Below are 19,969 nucleotides of genomic sequence, written 5' to 3'. Positions count from 1 at the left end.
GGGCGTTTGCTTCACGCGGTGCGGGCAACCGTTGGGCTGGTCGCACCGCTTGTCGATGCCGCATAGGCGCGGGCCGCATCGCCGAACGCCCGGAACAGGGCGCCCGACGGTGCGTCGGTTTCGGCCCAGTATTCCGGATGCCACTGGACGCCAACGGCGAAATTCTTCGCGTCGATCACCGACACCGCCTCGATCGTGCCGTCTGCGGCCGTCGCCTCCACCTTCAGGCGGGGAGCGGTCTTTGCAATCGCCTGGCGGTGGAGCGAATTCACCTGGACTTCGCCGGAAAATCCGAGGAAATCCGCGATGCAGGATCCTTCCTTGACGAAGACCGGCTGGCGGATCGCGTACATCGCGTCGCGGTCTGGCAGGTCGGGCTTGCGGTGGTCCCAGTTGCCCGGCTGATCCTGGATCTCGCTTGCCAGCGTGCCACCGAGCGCAACGTTCAGTTCCTGGATGCCGCGACAGATGGCGAGAAGCGGAATGCCGCGCTCGATCGCGCGGCGGATCATCGGCAGCGAGGTGGCGTCGCGGCCGGGGTCGAACGGGCCGTCTGCCTCGGTTGCTTCGCGGCCGTAAAGCGACGGGTGGACATTGCTGACGGCGCCGGAGACCAGCACGCCGTCGACCCGGTCGAGGATCGTGTCGACATCGTTGCCCTCTTCGAAGGCGGGAACGATGAAGCTCATGACATCGGCCACTTTCAGCGCCGCATTGACATACTGGTTGGGCGTGGCGTGCCAGAGAGCGCCCTCGAATTGCCTGAGATCGGCGGGGACGGCGACGATGGGCTTGCGGCGCGAAACGGACATGAACAATCTCCAGGCGGGGCAGTGGTTCTCATCCCGTATTGCTGCCGGAGGCGGGGTGAAGTCAAGCCGTAGCGACGCCGTGCAGCGTGAACCACGACGATCGCGGAAGACGAAAGTATAATGCGGTTTAACCTTGGTCCGCCGTCATTGTTACATGGTCTGCTTGCAAGCATTCAAGCAACATGATTACCTCATCTAGGACTGGCGAGGTATGGGAGGAGACATCTTCGCGGTCTGTTCAACCCGGGAGGATTTTTGATGGATCGTCGTTCATTCCTGAAAAAGACGGCAGTCGGCGGCGCGGGAGCCGCTGCAGCCACAGTGCTTGCTGTTCCGCTTTCGACACCTGCCATTGCCCAGCAGAACCCGAAGATCAACTGGCGCCTGACATCGTCATTTCCGAAATCGCTGGACACGATTTATGGCGGCGCCGACGATATCGCGAAGCATGTTGCAGCCGCCACCGACGGCAATTTCACGATCCAGCCGTTTGCAGGTGGTGAGATCGTCCCGGGTCTGCAGGCGGCCGATGCGGTCTCCGCTGGCACGGTCGAGATGTGCCATACCTGCTCCTACTATTTTGTCGGCAAGGACCCGACCTTTGCGATCGGCACGGCGATCCCCTTCGGCATGAATGCGCGCCTGACGAACTCGTGGTTCTACCAGGGCAACGGCAATACGCTGATGAACGAGTTCTATGCCAAGCATCAGATCTACGGCATGCCGGCCGGCAATACCGGCGCCCAGATGGGCGGCTGGTTCCGCAAGGAAATCAACACCGTCGACGACTTTAAGGGCGTGAAGATGCGCATTGCCGGCATTGCCGGGAAGGTGCTCGAAAAGCTCGGCGCCGTACCGCAGCAGATCGCCGGAGGCGATATCTATCCGGCGCTGGAAAAGGGCACGATCGATGCGGCGGAGTGGGTCGGTCCCTATGACGACCACAAGCTCGGCTTCTACAAGGTGGCCAAGTATTACTACTATCCGGCTTTCTGGGAAGGCGGCCCGACAATCCATGCCTTCATCAACCTCGACAAGTGGAACAGCCTGCCAAAGCATTATCAGTCGGCGCTGACCGATGCCTGCGCTTTCGCCAATACCAACATGATGGCGAAATACGATCTGAAGAACCCGATGGCGATCAAGCAGATCGTATCGCAGGGGACGACGTTGCGGCCATTCAGCCAGGATATCCTCGAGGCCTGCTACACGGCTGCAATGGACGTCTACAAAGGTATTTCCGCAACCAACGCGGATTTCAAGAAGGTCTACGACGACCAGGTCGCATTCAAGAAGGAAGGTTACCTCTGGATGCAGCTTTCGGAGTACACATTCGACACGTTCATGATGATCCAGCAGCGAAACGGCAAGATCTGATCTTTCCATAGCGTTGCTACGACACGTACCCCGGATCGCAAGGTCCGGGGTTTTGTTTTGCAGCTGAGGGATGGCGCCGGACTGGATTCACGCAATAGACGCGCTGCACGTATGCCCGGTTGCGTCGGCTCGACAATCACACGCTGTTATCTATGATGGCAGTGTTCGGAAGCAGAAGCAGAGCACTCCGTGGCCAGCCGGAGTATCGGTGAAGACGGGCTTCCCCGACTTTTAGGCAAAAGCCTTGCCGTCGAACAGGAGGTGATGCGATGTGGTTTCCACTGAGCATTACGTTGCTGGTTAGGAAATACCGGACGGGCTGGTCAGTGTCCGTCCGGCTCAATTTCCTAGTCAAATAACAAACGGAGGGCAGAGTTCGCGCTTTGCTCTCCACTCCAATGTACTACTGCACCGGTTTTCTGGCAAGACGAAGCCGTTACGGGTTGATCTTGGGTGGCTCGCCGAAGTTGGGCATGCCGGGTAGTCCGGGGGCAGGTTGCGCGCCGCCGCCCTGACCGGGCGCACCATCCATCGGCGGCAGGCCAAAATTGGGCATCTGGTTGTTGCCGCTATCATTGCCGAAGCCGGGGATTTCGATCTTGATCGTATTGAGATCGACGTCTGGAGCCTTGTCCAGCCAGTAGGTGACGGATTCCGGCCAGAAGATGATGATGGCGACGAGGATCAGCTGCATCCCGAGCCACGGAATGGCGCCGAGATAGATGTCCTTCGTCTTCACAGTCTTCGGCGCGATCGAGCGCAGGTAGAAGAGTGCGAAGCCGAATGGCGGGTGCATGAACGAGGTCTGCATGTTGACGCAGAGCAGCACGCCGAACCAGATCAGGTCGATGCCGAGCGCGGTTGCGACCGGTGCCAGCATCGGCAGGACGATAAAGGCGATCTCGAAGAAATCCAGGAAGAAGGCCAGGAAGAAAATGAAGATGTTGACGAAGATCAGGAAGCCGAGGGCGCCGCCCGGAATATGAGACAGCAGGAATTCGATCCAGAGCCCGCCGTTCATGCCCTGAAAGACGAGGCTGAAGCAGGTGGCACCGACGAGGATGAAGACGACCATCGAGGTGATCGTCATGGTCGAATGCATGGCCTGCTTGACGAGGTCCCAGGTCAGGCGGCGGTGCATGGCAGCAAGCGCCATGGCGCCGACGACGCCGAGCGCGCCGGCTTCCGTCGGTGTGGCAAGTCCCATGAACAGGGTGCCGAGGACAAGGAAGATCAGCACGACCGAAGGGACCATGCCCCACAGCACTCTCAACACCAGCGCGGCATTGAGTTCGCCGCGGGCCTCCGGCGGCAGCGCCGGAACATCCTGGGGGCGGACGATCGAGGTGAAGAGAATGAACAGCAGGAAGATGACGACCTGCAGGATCGAAGGACCGATGGCGCCGAGATACATGTCGCCGACCGAACGGCCGAGCTGATCGGCCAGAACGATGAGGACGAGCGACGGCGGAATGACTTGGGTGATCGTGCCGGAGGCTGCGATTACGCCGGTCGCGAGACGCGGATTGTAGCCGTATTTCAGCATGATCGGCAGGGAAATCACACCCATGGTGATGACGGATGCGGCAACCGTGCCGGTGATGGCGCCGAGAATTGCGCCGACGATGATCACCGCATAGGCAAGGCCGCCGGGAATGGCGCCGAACAGTTTTCCGGTGCCTTCGAGCAGGTCCTCGGCAAGGCCGCAGCGTTCAAGAATGGCACCCATGAAGGTGAAGAAGGGAATGGCGAGAAGCAGGTCGTTGGAGACGATGCCGAAAATGCGCAGCGGCAGGGCCTGCATGAACGCATATTCGAAATGACCGGTGTAGATACCCAGGAAGCCGAAAAACAGCCCGACCGCCGAAAGGGAAAAGGCGACCGGAAAGCCGTAGAGCATGAAAATGATCATGCCCAGAAACATGGCCGGTGGCATTACGCCGTATTCAAACATGAGCTTGGTTTCCCCCCGGAATGGCGCGGTCTTATTGCAGTGGCTTTTCGTAGGTCGTGTCGACCTGGAGGGTGCCTGTGAGGCCGGCGATGCGCTTGATCAGCTCGGACAGGCCCTGAAAGGCAAGGAGCACGAACCCCGAGACGATGATGAATTTGACGGGCCAGCGGATCAGGCCGCCGGCATTCGAAGACACTTCGCCTTGCATGAAAGACAGGGAGAAGAACGGCCAGGACAGCCATGCCAGAAAGAGGCATGCCGGGATCAGAAAGATCACCAGGCCGATCGCATCGATCCACAACCGCTTGCGATCCGAGACGGCGCCGTAGATCAGATCGACGCGGACGTGTTCGTTGAGACGAAGCGTATGGGATGCGCCCAAGAGAACGATAAACGCGAACAGATACCACTGGATTTCCAGCCAGCCATTCGAGCTGTAGTTGAACGCATAGCGGATGCAGGCATTACCGGCACTGATCAGGCAGCAGGCCAGAACGAGATAACCCGCAAATTTTCCGACGATTTCGCTGACACGGTCAATTAACGCGCTGAATTTCAACAGGCCCGCCATACTCACTCGCTCCCCAGCAGGTCTTTACCTCTGCCCGAATGAGGCGATGTAAACGAACGCTTATTAAAAGAAAAGACCCCCATAGGTCGCATAAATGCCGTTTCCAGGCATTCCGCGAAATATTATTGCGAAGGTGGTCGCGAGAGCGCATAATTGAGTTTGGAGAGTTTCAGCAATCCCTGTTACCGTTCATTGATCGCTTTTCGACGAACCCCCACAATCCAAGGGGTCGCACTCCGACAACAATCAATTTTTAAAACGTTTTCTCCATTGTCGGTCTGATGGCAAGGGAATGTGCCCCTATGAAGAATGCGGAAGCGCAAACGCTGCCGACAGAAGTGTATCTGTCGTTCGTCGAATCGCTGTTTAGAAATCGTGGAACGCTGTGGACTGGCATGGTGGTCCATATCCTGTCGTGCGCAGTGATTTTTGCCACGACGGGCTCTACCTTCTATATCATGCTGATTGCGGTGTTCTTGGCCGTCTTCACGTTCCGGGTCATCTCGTTCCGTCGCTTCGACAGTCTCGACCGTGCGGTTCTTTCCCGCGACGAGATCGAAAGCTGGGAAACACGCTATGTCTACGGCGCCGCGGCGACTGCTTTCCTTCTCGGTATCAGCAGCGCCTATGCGGTTCTTGTCCTGCGGGACATGATGGCCGCCTTCATGTGCATCGCGGTCACCATGGCGTCGATGGTGTCGATCGTCGGCCGCAACTACGGGTCTGCTCGCGCGGTTGCGCTGCAGACGACCGGCTGCTGCTTGCCGCTGATCATTGCCTGCGTGCTGACCGGCGAAATCAATCTTGCGCTGATGGCGCTCTTTCTCGTGCCGTTCGGGTTGACCACCCAGTCGATGGCGACGGGGGTGCGGGAATTTCTCTACAAGAACGTCATCGTTTCGCGCGAGATGAAGACGGTTGCCGACCAGCTCGACAGTGCGCTCAGCACCATGACGCATGCGCTGATCATGCTGGACGCCGATGGCCGGGTGCAGGTCGTCAACCGGCGCGCGCATGAATTGCTGGGACTGGGCGATGCCGAAGACCTGATGGGCGCGAGTTTCATTGCCGCCCTGCGCGACCGCGAAAACGCGTTTCCGGACGAGATCCTGACGCAGATCGGCGGCTTGCTGGAAGGGCAGGCGGGCAAGACGCTGCTGCGTCTCAATGACGACACCTATCTGGAGTTCTCGCTCAGCCGCCGTTCCGAGGGCGGTCTCGTGATGATCTTCGAGGATGTCAGCGCAAGGGTCGCTGCCGAAGAGAAAATCCTTCACCTTGTTCGTTTCGACACGCTGACCGGCCTGCCGACGCGGGGACATTTCACCGAACAGGTCAAACGGCGGCTGGCAAATGCAGGTCCGGAGATGTGGGCCGGGCTTGCTATTCTTGATGTCGACGGGTTCAAGCATGTCAACGACATGCGCGGCCACGTGGTGGGCGACAAGCTTCTTGCAGCAATTGCCGAACGGGCAGCGGCGTTTGCGAGCGACGAGGTTCTGATCGGCCGGCTGGTCGGCGACGAGTTCGTTCTGCTGGTGACCGGCAAAGACGGTTCTTGCGCGATCGAGGCGCGTATCCGCGAGATTCATCGGACATTCGAGGGGGATTACCGGGTCGACGGGCTTAGTCTTTCGGTATCGCTCAACAGCGGTTGCGTCATTCTGCCCGCTGAAGATTTCGACATGGAATCCTGGCAGATCAAGGCGGACCTTGCCCTCAACGAGGCAAAGTCGACCGGCAACGGCACGGTTCGAACCTTCAGGCCGGAAATGGATGGTCGGTATGTGGCCGAGCAGCGTCTGCGGACCGATCTGCGCCATGCCATCGAAAACGGCCATCTGTCCGTCGTCTACCAGCCGATGTACCGGCCGGACGGGTCCGAGATGGAATGCTGCGAGGCACTGGTAAGATGGTCGCATCCCGAGCGCGGCTGGATCGGACCCAACATCTTCATCCCGCTTGCCGAAAGCATGGGCTTGATTTCGGACGTCACCCGGTTCGTGCTCGACAAGGCATGCGCCGACTGCGCCGAATGGTCGGGCGGTATGGCGGTCTCCGTCAATCTCTCGGTCAAGGATCTTCGTGGCGGTGCGATCACGGCAATGGTGGCCGAGACTTTGGCGCGCTACAGTCTGCCTGCCGCACGGCTGCATCTGGAAGTAACCGAAAGCTGCTTCATGGAGGAGCCTGTCGCCGTGAGTGCGACGCTCAGCCGGTTGCGCGCCAACGGCGTGACGATCGCAATCGACGATTTCGGCACCGGGTTCTCGAGCCTCAGTTATCTGGATTCCCTGCCGATCGATATCGTCAAGATCGACCGCGCCTTCGTGCGCGACATCGGTACCGATCCGCGCCGCATGAAGCTTTTGAGCGGCATCGTGCATCTTTCACGCGAGCTCGATCTCCGCATCGTTCTCGAAGGCGTCGAAACCCAGGAACAGCTGGATCTCGTGCGCAAGCACAATTTTGCGGACCTGGTTCAGGGCTACATCTTCTCGCCGCCGGTGCCGGTCGATGCGCTGGAGAGTCTGCGCGTCAACGGCGTTGCTCTCAGCAAGGCAGGTAGTCGTGCCGTATCGGGCCGCAAGAACGACGCGCCGCGGTCACTGAGCGCGGCTGGGTAGACGCGCTTCCCCATATCTTTACGGGCTATTTTTTGCACCCGCGGCATAAGGTTACCGCTGGCGGTTAACTATTTCTGTTTAAAATTTGTTAAACATAATTTCGGCGATTGCGATCAAGGCTCAGTTCACGGTTAATCCTGGGTTAACGTCCCATGGATAATTCACATGCCGATAAAGCAATCTGTTCCTGAAGCACCATTTTCCGAAAAGCTCCTCGCATCTCTCGACCACATCGAATACCGCCGCATTCAGAGCGCCGAAGATTTCGAAGATATCGCCAGATTAAGATACAAAGCCTACAAGGCGCAGGATGTTCTCCCCGTTGGTGCGGTGGACATGCTCGATGAGATCGATTTCGACCGCAACGCCTATGTCTTCGGCATTCATCATTACGAAGAACTGATCGCCACGATCCGCGTCCATTACGTGACGCCTGACCATCGTGTGTGCCAGTCAACAGGCGTGTTTCCCGATGCGGTCCACGCTTTCCTCGATGCCGGGATGACGCTGATCGATCCCGCCCGGTTTGCGGTCGATCCGGCTGTCGTCGCCGAATTGCCGACCATCCCCTATATCACGCTGCGGCCCAGCATCATGGCTGCCATCCATTTCGATGCCGACCGGGTGTTGCAGCATATCCGCCCGCCGCATGCCTCGTTCTACAAGCGCATCTTCCTGGCGGATATCGTCGTGCCGCCAACGATGGCCGGCATCTACGGCTTCGAGCTCACGCTTCTTGCGTCACGCGTCAAGGAGGTAAGGCCACAGTTGATGCGGCGGTTCCCGTTGTTCCGGTCGGAGGCCTATGAACGGCGGATGATGTTCGGCAACGAAGCGCAGTTCGACAGTCCGCCACTCACCGTTCTGCCGACCGCGAGGATCGCGGGAAGGCCGACCTCTCAGGAAATGGCGTTCGCCGAGTAGGTGTTAAAGCACCAGCCGCGGCGCGGCGCGATTGCGCTTTGAAGCGGTGTGTGTAATCTGGATCGAGAGGCGCTTTTCGGTGATCTGCCAAGGATTCGAAGAGCGAGGAGGAGGCTACCGCGCCACCCCGCCGTGATCGGCTCGTTGGCGCGGCGTTGAAGGAGATCGATGATGGACAATCACCAGAGCGGACCTATGGAGACCGGTGCTCCCATGGATTATCGCGAGCACGAGAAAACCTACGAGGGTTTTCTGGCCGCTGCAAAATGGGGCACGATGTCTACCGTCGTTCTGATGATCGCCATGGCGGCCGGCTTTTTCGGCGGCGCCGGACTTCTCGGCGGCCTCATCGTTTTCATCATCCTCAATATCGCTGGCGTCTTCCTGCTGCGCTAAGTCGGATCTGTTTCTGTCGGAGCGCGGGTGTGACGTTGCACCCGCGCGACCCTGCCGGCAGGTACTCCAGGCGCTATTTCATTCCATCTTCACAGACTTCGTTCGCAATCTGCGAACAATCCGTCTGCGCCCAATTCGCGGCAGGGCCCTAACGGATGCTGCTGCGGCATGCCATGTAGGGGGCAACACCTCTTCTCATGCGCATATTGCCGGAGCCCTCTTATGAAGAAAATCGGTTTCCTATCATTCGGTCACTGGACGCCGTCGCCACAATCGCAGACGCGCTCTGCGGGCGACGTGCTGTTGCAGTCGATCGATCTTGCCGTCGCTGCCGAGGAACTCGGTGCCGACGGCGCCTATTTCCGCGTTCACCATTTCGCCCGCCAGTTGGCTTCGCCGTTTCCGCTTCTGGCCGCCGTCGGTGCGCGCACGTCGAAGATCGAGATCGGCACCGGCGTCATCGACATGCGCTATGAAAACCCGCTCTACATGGCGGAAGACGCGGGATCGGCGGATCTGATTTCGCAAGGGCGCCTGCAGCTTGGCATCAGCCGCGGTTCGCCGGAACAGGTGATCGAGGGCTGGCGCTATTTTGGCTACGAGCCGGGCGAGGGGATGACGGATGCCGATATGGGCCGCCGCCACGCCGAAGTCTTTCTCGACGTGCTGAAGGGCGAGGGGTTTGCCAAACCCAACCCGCGCCCGATGTTTCCGAACCCGCCGGGCATGCTGCGTCTGGAGCCGCATTCGGAAGGGCTGCGAGACCGCATCTGGTGGGGCGCAAGCTCCGATGCAACGGCAGTCTGGGCGGCCGGGAAGGGCATGCATCTGCAGAGCTCGACCCTGAAGAACGACGAGACGGGCGAGCCTTTCCACATCCAGCAGGCAAAGCAGATCCGCGCCTATCGCGACGCCTGGAAAGCGGCCGGCCATCAGCGCGAACCGCGGGTATCGGTCAGCCGCTCAATCTTCGCGCTGACGGACGATCGCGACCGGGCCTATTTCGGCCGCGGCGGCAAGGAGCAGGACTCGGTCGGATATATCGACGACAGCACGCGGGCGATCTTTGGTCGTTCCTATGCGGCAGAACCGGAAGCCCTGATCGAGGAGCTGCGCCAGGATGAGGGCATTGCCGAGGCCGATACGCTGCTTCTGACCGTGCCGAACCAGCTCGGCGTCGACTATAATGCCCATGTCATCGAGTCGATCCTGAAGCATGTGGCGCCAGCGCTCGGCTGGCGCTGAGGGCTGTCAGCTAAAGCGCGACAGACGGTAGGGGGCGAGAAGCGGTTCTTGCGCCCCTTCCAGGATTTCGCCGGCGGCGAACAGGCCGATCGCCGGAGCGAGCGTGATGCCCGAATGGGTGACGGCAATGTAGAGGCCGGTGAGGGTTTGACCGGTCTGATCTTCGGCACGTCCGATGATCGGAAAGCCGTCCTTTGGCGTGGGGCGATAACCGACGGTGTAGAAGTCCATGACCAGGCTGTCGCCGCCTTTGACGGACCGCTTCAGTTTGCAGAACAGCTCTTCCGCCGCGCCATCCGGATCGGTACCCGGATCCATGCCGCCGAAATCGGTGCCGGCGACGAGCCGACCCTCCGCGGTTTGCCGCACATGCAGTTCCGGCGCAATGACAAGGCCGTTGAGGATCGGCGCGACCGGCGTCGAGTGGACGAGGAGGCCGGGTGGTGTTTCGACCGGAACGTCTATTCCGACAGAAGCGGCAAGGGTCGCGCTGCCGGCGCCGGCGGCGAGTACGATCTCACCGGCTGCGAATTCGCCGCTATCGGTGACCACAGTTGCGACATTGCCTTCGCCATTGCGCCTGAGGGCAGTGACCCGGACGCCTTCGATGAGGAGCATGCCGCGTCTTTGGGCGTCTGCGATGAGGATCTCGGCGCTCGCCTGCGGCTCGGCTACACCCTCCATCGCGGCGTAAAGCGCGGTGTTAGGCACGTCGTTCAAGGCCGGTTCGATGGCGGCAATCCTAACGGCATCGACCTCAGCAATATCGTAGCCCCAGCCGGAATGCTGGCTGGCGTAGGTCGTCAGGTCAGCCTGCGACATGTCCCAGCATAGGCCGCCCGCGAAAGATAGGGGCAGGGTGGGGACGTCCTTCGCAAGGCGCTTCCATTCGGCGATGGCGCGCATGCGCAGGTCGAAATAGGCGCGCGGATTGCCCCAGCTGGCGTTGATCCAGGCGAAGGAATTCGGCGTGGCTATGCCGCCCGGTTTCTCAGAAAGAAGATGAACTTTGGCGCCTGACACCGTGAGGTGCCAGGCAATCGAGGCGCCGACAATCCCGCCGCCGATGACGATGATATCATGGCGACCGGACTGCTGCATCGTCATGGCTCCGCTTAGCTATTGCCGCCGCGCGTACGTGCCGCGCCGTCTTGGGCCGGCTTGTAGTTCGGGTCCAGGCGGACGGCATGCGAGAACGAACGGTTGGCGCGGGCACGGTCGCCGCGATGCTCATACACCAGTGCCTGGTTGGCCCAGGATTCGGCAAGCTTGTCGTTCAGCTCGATGGCACGGTTGAAGTCGGCAAACGCATTCTCGTCGTCGTTCATGGCGAGATAGGAAATACCGCGACCGTTATAAGGCTCGGCCGAGCTGGAGGAGAGCGAGATCGCCTTGGAGAAGTCGTCGATCGCCTGCGCGTGCTGATTGCGGGCCTGATAGATCAGGCCGCGGTTGTGGTAAGCGCGACCATCGGTCGTATCGAGATCGATGGCCTTGTTGAAGTCACTGAAGGCTTCGTTGAGGCGGCCGGCCTGGCGATAGATATTGCCGCGGCCGATCAGGGCGACGTCGTAATTGGCATTGATCTGGAGCGCGCGGTTGTAATCGTTCGCGGCTTCGACAGGCTTGCCCATGTTGCGATAGACGAGCGCCCGGTTCGCATAGGCCTGGTAGAACTGCGGATTGATCTGGAGCGCGCGATTGAAATCGTCCAGCGCCCGCTTGAATTCGCCGGCGCGGCCGTAGGCCGACCCGCGAATGTTGTAGCCTTCCGGATCAGACGGGTTGGAGCTGATGACGGAGGACAGGGACGAGATGTTCTGTTCCGACCCCTGGGCGCGATCGACGCTGATCATGTCCGTCGACGTGGTCGTCGAGCAGCCGGCCAGCGCGAGCACTGCCACGATACCGATCGGAGCGAGGGCCTTGCGAATTGGGGCGACGGTCAAGGAATGGCCGGAGTTTCGGGTTCCATCGGAAAAAACGGCAGTCTTGGCGGCCATCAGGCGCATGTCCTCGTATCGGGCTGTCAGGATCGGCAGAACGTGTCGGAATGTCGACTGTTCCGAATCAAAAAAGCGGCGGCGCCCATGTCGCCACCGCTCATAATCACATGAAAACGTCGAAAAAACGACCGATCAACGAGCAGCCGGACGGGCGGTTGCCGGGCGCGGCGTTGCCGGAAGAAGACCTTCGCGCTGCATGCGCTTGCGGGCCAGCTTGCGGACGCGGCGAACGGCTTCAGCCTTTTCGCGGGCGCGCTTTTCCGAAGGCTTTTCGTAGTAATCACGCATCTTCATTTCACGGAAAATGCCTTCGCGCTGCATCTTCTTCTTGAGAGCGCGGAGAGCCTGATCAACGTTGTTGTCGCGGACAAGTACCTGCACGTGAAATCCCGTTCCTTTGGTTTGTTATCGCCAGGGAATCTGCAGGATTCGAGGCGAGAGAATGTCGGAGCCCGGCGGATAGCCGAAGCGATTGGTGAAGGCACTTAACAGAGGAGATGTCAAAAGTCTACCCGCGGCTGCGGGCTTCTCAAGAATTTTACAGCCGCTGCTCCGCGCGGGGTTATATCCGCCTAGCGATGTCCTATATCCGCCACCAAGCCATAGTCGATTTGCGCCCATGCGGGAACCTGTTCCCAACCGGCCCAAGCCTTGTCCTGCCGAGCCACGCGGGACCGAACGGAGAAATCTCATGCGTAGTGCCATTCATTCCAGTTTCGGCGATCCGTCTTCCGTCCTGTCGATCGAGGATCGCCCAATTCCGCAGCCCGGCCCCGGCCAGATCCGGATCCGCATGTCGATGGCGGCGATCCACAATCACGATCTTCTGACGGTTTCCGGCGATTACGGCTACAAGCCCGACCTGCCAGCCGTCGCCGGCACCGAAGGAACCGGTATCGTCGATGCGCTGGGCGAGGGCGTCTCGGACCTGAAGGTCGGGCAGCGTGTGGCGGCCTCAGGGCAGGGCACCTGGGCGGAGTATTATATCGCGTCGGCCATGGCGGCCGTGCCGCTGCCCGATTCGATTTCCGATGAGGCTGGCGCGCAGCTGATCTCGATGCCGCTCAGCGCCCTGACACTGCTCGATTTTGCGGGTGTCGAAAAAGGTGACTGGATCATCCAGAACGCGGCCAATGGTGCGGTCGGCAAGACGCTCGCGATGTTTGCCAAGCCGCGTCAGATCAATGTCATCAACCTCGTCCGACGTGACGAGGCGGTGCGCGAACTGGCGGATCTCGGCATCCAGAATGTCGTCTCGACGTCGCAGACCGGATGGCGCGAGACGGTCAATGCGCTCTCGGGCGGAGCCGCGATCAAGGCGGGGGTCGATGGCGTCGGCGGCCCGGCCTCCGGAGACCTGCTGTCGGTGCTTGGCGAAAACGGACTGCTGATCTCGTTCGGACTCATGTCGGGAACGCCGATGCAGCTTTCAGCCAGCGACATGATTTTCAAGCAGGCTGTGGTCAAGGGTTTCTGGCTCGCCAAGATCGCGCCCAAGCTTCCTGCGGAAAAGATGAAGAGCCATATCAGCGAGATCGTCGAAGCCGTCGCCAACGGCACCGTGACCCTCACCGTCTCCGAGGTCTTTGGTCTCGATGACATCGCCAAGGCGGCCAAGGCAGCCGGCGAGCACGGCCGCACCGGCAAGGTGCTGCTCCGGGCCTGATTTTGCCTCTCGATGACAAACCGGGGAAACTTTCCCTGGTTTCTGTCTGTCCAAAATTCACAGGAAGCCTGTGGCCGCGTTAACGGCCGGTCGCTCTAACGTCACGACCCCATCTTCCCTCCGCCGTCGTCACATGAACGTCGGCCGGGCCTTTCGTCCGAGGTTCCCGGGCCTGTTTTCCGCGCGTGTCGAAACAATCCTCTGAGGCGTCGCAAAACGGCCATTGCGGCGCATATTGATTTGCGATGGGTATGGTTCTACCCAAGAGCCTTACCGGCGGATCAAGGAGAAGCGGCCTCATGCGCAAATATTCGGTTTTCGCCATAGCCCGCGAGGCACTGCGCGCCCACAAGGGATGGGAGGCGCAGTGGACCTCTCCCGAGCCGCGCAGCTCATACGACGTGATCATCGTCGGTGCCGGCGGTCATGGTCTGGGTGCCGCCTATTATCTTGCCAAGGAACACGGCATCACCAATATCGCGGTGATCGAGAAGGGCTGGCTTGGCGGCGGCAATACCGGCCGCAACACGACCATCATCCGCTCGAACTATCTCTATGAAGAGAGCATGGACATCTATGAGCATTCCCTCAAACTGTGGGAAGGCCTGAGCCAGGAGCTCAACTACAACGTCATGTATTCGCCGCGCGGCGTGATGATGCTGTCGCACAACATTCATGACCAGCAGTCGTTCAAGCGGCACATCAACGCCAACAGACTTTACGGTATCGACAACGAGTGGATGACGCCGGAACAGGCGAAGGCCTTCGTTCCGGTTCTCGATATTTCGAAGACGGCACGCTACGCCATCAATGGCGCCGCCCTGCAACGCCGCGGCGGCACCGCCCGCCACGATGCCGTTGCCTGGGGCTATGCGCGTGCGGCGGCCGATCGCGGCGTCCATATCATCCAGAACTGCGAGGTCACCGGCATTCGCCGCGGACCGGGTGGCGAAGTTCAGGGCGTCGAGACCTCCAAGGGTTTCATCGGCGCCAACAAGGTCGGCGTATCGGCGGCCGGTCATTCGTCTGTCGTCATGGAAATGGCGGGCGTTCGCGTGCCTCTTCATTCCACCCCGCTGCAGGCGCTGGTCTCGGAGCCGCTCAAGCCGATCTTCCCCTGCGTCGTCATGTCGAACACGGTGCATGCCTATATCTCGCAGTCCGACAAGGGCGAGCTCGTGATCGGCGCCGGCACCGACCAGTATAATTCATACTCCCAGACCGGCGGCCTGCAGATCATTACCCATACGCTCGATGCGATCTGCGAACTGTTTCCGATCTTCCGCCGCGTCAAGATGATGCGGCAGTGGGGCGGCATTACCGACAACACGCCGGACAGGTCGCCTATTCAGGGTGTCACGCCCGTTCCAGGCCTGTTCGTCAACTGCGGCTGGGGTACCGGCGGGTTCAAGGCGACGCCGGGCTCGGCCAACCTGTTTGCGCATCTGATCGCCAAGGGCGAACCGCATAAACTGGCTTCGGGTCTCAATCTCGACCGGTTCCGCACGGGCCGCCTGATCGACGAGGCGGCAGCCGCTGCCGTCGCGCACTGATAGTGAGGGGATAGACCAGATGCTTTTGATCCACTGCCCCTATTGCGAAGAAGATCGCTCGGAACTGGAATTTCGCTGGGCCGGCGAGGCGCATATTGCCCGGCCGGAGAATATCGCGGCAATTTCCGACGAGGAGTTCGCGGAGTTCTTCTTTCTGCGCAACAACGAGAAGGGTCTCACCTATGAACGGTGGCGGCATATTCACGGCTGCGGCCGCTTCTTCAACGCGGCCCGCGATACGGTGAGCGACAGGTTCCTGATGACCTACAAGGCGGGTCTGCCGAAACAGCCGATCCCGGTCGCAAGCCATGCTGCGGCGATCGCCGAAGAAAAGACCGTCGAAACCTGGGAAGCTACGGAAGGAGACGCGAGATGAGTTCTTCCTCCAACTCGGGCGAATTCCGCATCAATGGCGCCGGACGCCATACGCCGGCTCGCACGGCGCGCTTCACATTCGACGGCAAAAGCTACACGGCGCTGGAGGGCGATACGGTCGCGTCAGCGCTTCTGGCGCATGGCGTGCATCTGCTCGGCCGCTCGTTCAAATACCACCGCCCGCGCGGCATCCTGACATCAGGTCCGGAAGAGCCGAATGCGCTGCTCGACGTGTCGCGAGATGCCGCTCGCCGTCAGCCGAACGTGCGCGCCACGGTGCAGGAAGTGTTCGATGGCGCAAAGATCGCCTCGCAGAACCGCTGGCCGTCGCTCAAATACGATATCGGCGCGTTCAACGACATGCTGTCGCCGTTCTTTGCCGCGGGTTTCTACTACAAGACCTTCATGTGGCCGCGGGAAGCCTGGCACAAACTCTATGAGCCGATCATCCGTCGCGCCGCAGGCCTTGGCGAAGCGCCGAAGGAAGCGGATCCCGATCATTACGCCAGCCGCTACGTGCATTGCGACGTGCTGATTGCAGGCGCCGGTGTTGCCGGCCTGACGGCGGCACTTTCGGCGGCGGCGACGGGCAAAAAGGTCATTCTCGTCGACGAACAGCCGGAAGTCGGCGGTGCGCTGCATTTCGACAGTTCCACGGTGATCGACGGCAAGAACGGTTTCGACTGGGCGCAGGCGACGGCTGCAAAGCTGAAGGCGATGGACAATGTCACGGTGCTGACCCGCACCACCGTGTTCGGCTATTACAACCACGGTTTCCTCGGCCTTGTGGAACGGGTGACCGACCATGTCGCGCTTCCGGGCCGGGATCTGCCGCGCGAGCGTCTCTGGCAGGTGCGTGCGAAAAAGGTCGTGCTGGCGACCGGCTCGATCGAACGGCATATGGTATTTGCCAACAACGACCGGCCGGGCATCATGCTGGCGTCTGCCGCGCGCAGCTTCCTCAACCATCACGGCGTTGCCGTCGGCCGCAATGTCGGCGTCTATACCGCGCATGACAGCGCCTATGAGGCGGCCTTCGACCTGAAGCGGGCGGGTGTGTCGATCGCGGCGATCATCGACAGCCGCAGCCATCCGGGCGATGCGGTGCTGGCCGAGGCACGTGCGCTCGGGATCGACGTGCTGACAGGCCATGCCGTGACCGACACGTCCGGCCGGCTGCGGATCAACTCCATCACCGTCTCCCGCAATGGCGGCGCCAATGCGCGCAAGATCAAAGTCGACGCGCTGCTCATCTCGGCAGGCTGGACTCCGTCAGTGCATCTGTTCTCGCAGTCTCGCGGAAAACTGCGCTTCGACGAGGCAAACCAGCGGTTCCTGCCGGATATCTATGCTCAGAACTGCATCTCGGTCGGTGCCTGCAACGGGACCGACGATCTCGCCGATCTGATCGACGAGGCGATTGCCGCAGGCGGCGGTGCAGCTGTGGTCTCGGGCGAAAACCGGTTCGAATGGACCGGCGGCATGATCGGGGCGGCCGAAGGGGCGGGACCGGAGGATGCGGTCAAGGCGTTCGTCGATTTCCAGCATGACGTGACCGCCAAGGACATCCGTCTTGCCGTGCGCGAGGGCATGCATTCGATCGAGCATATCAAGCGCTTTACCACCAATGGCATGGCGTCCGACCAGGGCAAGCTTTCCAACATGCATGGCCTCGCCATCGCGTCGGAAATGCTCGACCGGCCAATCCCGCAGGTGGGTCTCACCACGTTCCGTGCGCCCTATACGCCGGTCACCTACGGCACGCTGATCGCCCATTCGCGCGGCGAGTTGTTCGATCCGGCCCGGAAGACGCCGATGCATGCTCTGGAGGCGTCCGAAGGCGCCGAGTTCGAGGATGTGGGCAACTGGAAGCGGGCCTGGTATTTCCCAAAGCGCGGCGAAGACATGCACGCAGCCGTCAACCGCGAGTGCAGAACCGTGCGTGAGGTCGGCGGCGTGTTTGATGCCTCGACGCTCGGCAAGATCGAGGTGGTCGGCCCGGATGCGGCGAAATTCCTCAACCTGCTCTACACCAATGCCTGGGATACGCTGAAACCCGGCAAGAGCCGTTATGGGATCATGACAAGGGAAGACGGGTTCATCTATGACGACGGTGTCGTCGGGCGCCTGGCAGAAGACCGTTTCCATGTGACGACCACGACCGGCGGTGCGCCGCGGGTGTTGCAGCATATGGAAGACTATCTGCAGACGGAATTCCCGCATCTCAACGTATGGCTGACATCGACCACCGAACAATGGGCTGTCATCGCAGTTCAGGGTCCGAAGGCGCGCGAGATCATTGCGCCCCTCATCGACGGGCTCGACATTTCCAACGAAGCCTTCCCGCATATGAGCGTTGCCGAGTGCACGATCATGGGCGTTCCGGGGCGGTTGTTCCGCATGTCGTTTACCGGCGAGCTCGGGTTCGAAGTCAATGTGCCCGCCGATTTCGGGGCGGCGGTTTGGAAGGCGATCTGGGAACGCGCGCAATCGATGGGGGCCTGCCTCTACGGCACGGAAACCATGCACGTTCTCCGCGCCGAAAAGGGCTATATCATCGTCGGCCAGGATACGGACGGCACGGTCACCCCTGACGATTCCGGTTATGGCTGGGCTGTCTCGAAGAAGAAGACCGATTTCGTCGGCATCAGAGGGCTGAAGCGTCCGGACCTTGTGCGCGAGGGACGCAAGCAGCTGGTCGGCCTGTTCACCAAGGATCCGAAGGATGTGCTGGAAGAGGGCGCGCAGATCGTTGCCGATCCGAACCAGCCGAAGCCGATGACCATGCTCGGCCATGTGACCTCGTCCTACTGGTCGGAAACTCTCGGCCGATCGATCGCGATCGCGCTGGTTGCCGGCGGACGCGCAAAGATGGGCAGCACGCTCTACGTGCCGATGGCCGACAGGACGATTTCGGTGGAAATGACCGACATGGTGTTCTTCGACAAGGAAGGAGGCCGCATCAATGGCTGATTTTGCAATGGCTCAGCGCGTAGTCCCGATGACCGGTTTTCACGGCGGATCTTCCGTCGTCCGGCTCGAACCGGCAGCTCCGGCCGGCCGCATTTCGCTGCGGGCGAAGGCGGAGGATGTATCCGCACTTTCAGGCTCGCTCGGCGTCGATCTGCCGGTCAGGCCGAAGACGTCCGCATCCGCCAATGGCCGCACCGCGCTATGGCTCGGACCGGACGAGTGGCTGGTGATCGACGAAAGCGAAAGCGGCCTGATGACCGCTGCCGCCAATTCCGGTGTGCTGCATTCCGCGACCGACGTGTCTCACCGCAACACCGCGATCCTGATTTCGGGTCCGGGTGCGGAGGCCGCGATCAACACGGGTTGCCCGCAGGATCTGTCGCTGTCAGTCTTTCCGGTCGGTGCCTGCTCGCGCACGCTGTTTGGCAAGGTGGAAGTGGTGCTTCTGCGCACGGGCGAGGAGGCGTTCCGAATGGAAGTCTGGCGGTCGTTTTCCGACTACGCCTTCGGCCTTCTCTCGGAGGGCGCGAAAGACGCTGCGCTCTAGCTCTTCGACCATCGCCTGACTTGAATTGGGTTCGACAATACCGCACCCTCCCATTGCAGAATGGGAGGGTTTTTTATGGTGGACGCTGGTTGGCCGGATATTCAGTGGGTCTTGCTCGGGATCGCTGCCGCCATCGCCGGGGGCGCGGTAGCGGCGAAGTTGTCCGGTGTCGAACTGTGGAAGGGCATTCTGGTCGGCGGAGTAGCGGTCATTGCGGCGCTACTGGCTTCGCTCGTGCCGGGGATCGACCGCAGTCTGTCGATGCCGATCGCCGGGTTGATCGCGGCCGGGGTTTCCGGTTCTGCGCTGGGGCTGACGGCATCCCGGACGGCGCCCCTTCTCATCGGTGCCGCCTTGCCGCCGCTCATCGGGTTGCTGATGCTGGAATTGGGATGACGCGAGAGGAGATGAACGGGAGGTAACTCAGGCGTCTTCCGGCCGATCCTTCGGGTCGAACTGGACGATGGTGATCCATGTGGCGGTCAGTGCCGGCTTTTTCTCGTTCTCGATCTCGATCGAAACCTCGTAGGTGGTCATCAGCATGCCGGCGCCGCGGAAGCGGCTGTCGGCCAGCGTGAAGTGGCCGCGGACCCGCGCGCCGCTCTTGACGGGCGACATGAAGCGGACCTTGTCGAACCCGTAATTGATCCCCATCGTCTGTTCGCGGATTTTCGGCATGGTTTCGTAGTTCATGGCTGACAGCAGCGACAGCGACAGAAAGCCGTGGGCGATGGTGCCGCCGAATGGGCTTTCGGCCTTGGCGCGCTCTGGATCCACGTGGATAAACTGGTGATCGAGCGTCGCATCGGCGAACTGGTCGATCATTGTCTGGTTGACGGTAATCCAGTCGGAAACACCCAGTTCCTGACCGACCAGTCCTGCAACATCGGCGAGGGAAATTTCACGCATGCGCTGCTCTTTCCGTTGGTTGTGATGCGGACTC

Annotated in this window: 18 protein-coding genes; 11 read left to right on the top strand and 7 right to left on the bottom strand. The window is 60.8% G+C overall.

What is annotated here, in order from left to right; all coding sequences use genetic code 11:
* Positions 1-11: 11 nt before the first annotated feature.
* Positions 12-812: a gamma-glutamyl-gamma-aminobutyrate hydrolase family protein gene (locus J3A65_RS14760; protein ID WP_209901928.1), complete on the bottom strand. Its 801-nt coding sequence runs from the start codon at positions 810-812 to the stop codon at positions 12-14.
* A gap of 258 nt (positions 813-1,070) precedes the next feature.
* On the opposite strand from J3A65_RS14760, the gene J3A65_RS14755 reads away from it, so the two are divergent.
* Positions 1,071-2,189: a TRAP transporter substrate-binding protein gene (locus J3A65_RS14755; protein ID WP_062461086.1), complete on the top strand. Its 1,119-nt coding sequence runs from the start codon at positions 1,071-1,073 to the stop codon at positions 2,187-2,189.
* 436 nt (positions 2,190-2,625) lie between these two features.
* Here J3A65_RS14755 and J3A65_RS14750 read toward each other — a convergent pair whose 3' ends face one another.
* Together J3A65_RS14750 and J3A65_RS14745 are read right to left on the bottom strand one after the other, a co-directional pair.
* Complete coding sequence (locus tag J3A65_RS14750) at positions 2,626-4,143, bottom strand: TRAP transporter large permease subunit (protein WP_062461083.1); 1,518 nt, start codon at positions 4,141-4,143, stop codon at positions 2,626-2,628.
* Positions 4,144-4,174: 31 nt separating this feature from the next.
* A complete protein-coding gene (locus tag J3A65_RS14745; protein ID WP_062461080.1) occupies positions 4,175-4,714 on the bottom strand; it encodes a TRAP transporter small permease subunit in 540 nt (179 codons plus the stop codon).
* A 302-nt stretch (positions 4,715-5,016) separates the two neighbouring features.
* Here J3A65_RS14745 and J3A65_RS14740 point away from each other — a divergent pair, with 302 nt between their 5' ends.
* The 4 genes from J3A65_RS14740 (at position 5,017) to J3A65_RS14725 (ending at position 9,906) form a co-directional block, all read left to right on the top strand.
* Positions 5,017-7,341, top strand: coding sequence for a GGDEF domain-containing phosphodiesterase (locus tag J3A65_RS14740; protein WP_062461077.1), 2,325 nt, complete (start codon positions 5,017-5,019; stop codon positions 7,339-7,341).
* Positions 7,342-7,512: 171 nt separating this feature from the next.
* Positions 7,513-8,265, top strand: coding sequence for a hypothetical protein (locus J3A65_RS14735; protein WP_062461904.1), 753 nt, complete (start codon positions 7,513-7,515; stop codon positions 8,263-8,265).
* A gap of 171 nt (positions 8,266-8,436) precedes the next feature.
* A complete protein-coding gene (locus J3A65_RS14730; protein WP_062582159.1) occupies positions 8,437-8,661 on the top strand; it encodes an aa3-type cytochrome c oxidase subunit IV in 225 nt (74 codons plus the stop codon).
* 222 nt (positions 8,662-8,883) lie between these two features.
* Positions 8,884-9,906, top strand: coding sequence for an LLM class flavin-dependent oxidoreductase (locus tag J3A65_RS14725; RefSeq protein ID WP_113109729.1), 1,023 nt, complete (start codon positions 8,884-8,886; stop codon positions 9,904-9,906).
* Between the two features lie 6 nt (positions 9,907-9,912).
* Here the strand turns inward: J3A65_RS14725 and J3A65_RS14720 are convergent, their stop codons facing one another.
* The 3 genes from J3A65_RS14720 to rpsU form a co-directional block, all read right to left on the bottom strand.
* On the bottom strand, positions 9,913-11,007 hold the full coding sequence (locus J3A65_RS14720; RefSeq protein WP_209901926.1) for an FAD-binding oxidoreductase: 1,095 nt from the start codon (positions 11,005-11,007) through the stop codon (positions 9,913-9,915).
* A gap of 14 nt (positions 11,008-11,021) precedes the next feature.
* Positions 11,022-11,909 carry a tetratricopeptide repeat protein gene (locus J3A65_RS14715; RefSeq protein WP_082476443.1) on the bottom strand — a complete coding sequence of 296 codons (888 nt, stop codon included), beginning with the start codon at positions 11,907-11,909 and terminating at the stop codon, positions 11,022-11,024.
* A gap of 135 nt (positions 11,910-12,044) precedes the next feature.
* Positions 12,045-12,293 (bottom strand): 30S ribosomal protein S21, encoded by a 249-nt coding sequence (gene rpsU, locus J3A65_RS14710; RefSeq protein ID WP_062461068.1) that lies wholly within the window; start codon positions 12,291-12,293, stop codon positions 12,045-12,047.
* 310 nt (positions 12,294-12,603) lie between these two features.
* Here rpsU and J3A65_RS14705 point away from each other — a divergent pair, with 310 nt between their 5' ends.
* The 6 genes from J3A65_RS14705 to J3A65_RS14680 all read left to right on the top strand — a co-directional run bounded on the left by J3A65_RS14705 (position 12,604) and on the right by J3A65_RS14680 (position 19,422).
* Positions 12,604-13,578 (top strand): zinc-binding dehydrogenase, encoded by a 975-nt coding sequence (locus J3A65_RS14705; protein WP_209901923.1) that lies wholly within the window; start codon positions 12,604-12,606, stop codon positions 13,576-13,578.
* 299 nt (positions 13,579-13,877) lie between these two features.
* Positions 13,878-15,131: a sarcosine oxidase subunit beta family protein gene (locus tag J3A65_RS14700; protein WP_209901921.1), complete on the top strand. Its 1,254-nt coding sequence runs from the start codon at positions 13,878-13,880 to the stop codon at positions 15,129-15,131.
* Between the two features lie 19 nt (positions 15,132-15,150).
* Entirely contained in the window at positions 15,151-15,507 is a 357-nt protein-coding gene (locus J3A65_RS14695) for a sarcosine oxidase subunit delta (protein WP_209901918.1), read from the top strand.
* Positions 15,504-18,479, top strand: coding sequence for a sarcosine oxidase subunit alpha (locus J3A65_RS14690; protein ID WP_209901917.1), 2,976 nt, complete (start codon positions 15,504-15,506; stop codon positions 18,477-18,479). The genes J3A65_RS14695 and J3A65_RS14690 overlap by 4 nt, the downstream gene beginning before the upstream one ends.
* A complete protein-coding gene (locus tag J3A65_RS14685) occupies positions 18,472-19,026 on the top strand; it encodes a sarcosine oxidase subunit gamma (protein ID WP_113109734.1) in 555 nt (184 codons plus the stop codon). The genes J3A65_RS14690 and J3A65_RS14685 overlap by 8 nt, the downstream gene beginning before the upstream one ends.
* A gap of 75 nt (positions 19,027-19,101) precedes the next feature.
* On the top strand, positions 19,102-19,422 hold the full coding sequence (locus J3A65_RS14680; protein WP_062461049.1) for a hypothetical protein: 321 nt from the start codon (positions 19,102-19,104) through the stop codon (positions 19,420-19,422).
* Positions 19,423-19,449: 27 nt separating this feature from the next.
* Here the strand turns inward: J3A65_RS14680 and J3A65_RS14675 are convergent, their stop codons facing one another.
* Positions 19,450-19,935 carry a MaoC family dehydratase gene (locus tag J3A65_RS14675; protein ID WP_062461045.1) on the bottom strand — a complete coding sequence of 162 codons (486 nt, stop codon included), beginning with the start codon at positions 19,933-19,935 and terminating at the stop codon, positions 19,450-19,452.
* Between the last annotated feature and the right edge of the window lie 34 nt (positions 19,936-19,969).

Origin of the sequence: Rhizobium sp. PvP014, assembly GCF_017876855.1 — a bacterium.
Lineage (GTDB): Bacteria > Pseudomonadota > Alphaproteobacteria > Rhizobiales > Rhizobiaceae > Neorhizobium > Neorhizobium soli.
This window is presented reverse-complemented; position numbering and strand designations above follow the sequence as displayed.

Bases quoted from the DNA above. Each gene is read 5' to 3' on its own strand.
- J3A65_RS14745 (WP_062461080.1), bottom strand. From the start codon at position 4,714: ATGGCGGGCCTGTTGAAATTCAGCGCGTTAATTGACCGTGTCAGCGAA.
- J3A65_RS14700 (WP_209901921.1), top strand. From the start codon at position 13,878: ATGCGCAAATATTCGGTTTTCGCCATAGCCCGCGAGGCACTGCGCGCC.
- J3A65_RS14675 (WP_062461045.1), bottom strand. From the start codon at position 19,935: ATGCGTGAAATTTCCCTCGCCGATGTTGCAGGACTGGTCGGTCAGGAA.
- J3A65_RS14680 (WP_062461049.1), top strand. From the start codon at position 19,102: ATGGTGGACGCTGGTTGGCCGGATATTCAGTGGGTCTTGCTCGGGATC.
- J3A65_RS14760 (WP_209901928.1), bottom strand. From the start codon at position 812: ATGTCCGTTTCGCGCCGCAAGCCCATCGTCGCCGTCCCCGCCGATCTC.
- J3A65_RS14750 (WP_062461083.1), bottom strand. From the start codon at position 4,143: ATGTTTGAATACGGCGTAATGCCACCGGCCATGTTTCTGGGCATGATC.
- J3A65_RS14730 (WP_062582159.1), top strand. From the start codon at position 8,437: ATGGACAATCACCAGAGCGGACCTATGGAGACCGGTGCTCCCATGGAT.
- J3A65_RS14740 (WP_062461077.1), top strand. From the start codon at position 5,017: ATGAAGAATGCGGAAGCGCAAACGCTGCCGACAGAAGTGTATCTGTCG.
- J3A65_RS14755 (WP_062461086.1), top strand. From the start codon at position 1,071: ATGGATCGTCGTTCATTCCTGAAAAAGACGGCAGTCGGCGGCGCGGGA.
- J3A65_RS14715 (WP_082476443.1), bottom strand. From the start codon at position 11,909: ATGGCCGCCAAGACTGCCGTTTTTTCCGATGGAACCCGAAACTCCGGC.
- J3A65_RS14685 (WP_113109734.1), top strand. From the start codon at position 18,472: ATGGCTGATTTTGCAATGGCTCAGCGCGTAGTCCCGATGACCGGTTTT.
- J3A65_RS14725 (WP_113109729.1), top strand. From the start codon at position 8,884: ATGAAGAAAATCGGTTTCCTATCATTCGGTCACTGGACGCCGTCGCCA.
- J3A65_RS14705 (WP_209901923.1), top strand. From the start codon at position 12,604: ATGCGTAGTGCCATTCATTCCAGTTTCGGCGATCCGTCTTCCGTCCTG.
- J3A65_RS14720 (WP_209901926.1), bottom strand. From the start codon at position 11,007: ATGCAGCAGTCCGGTCGCCATGATATCATCGTCATCGGCGGCGGGATT.
- J3A65_RS14690 (WP_209901917.1), top strand. From the start codon at position 15,504: ATGAGTTCTTCCTCCAACTCGGGCGAATTCCGCATCAATGGCGCCGGA.
- J3A65_RS14695 (WP_209901918.1), top strand. From the start codon at position 15,151: ATGCTTTTGATCCACTGCCCCTATTGCGAAGAAGATCGCTCGGAACTG.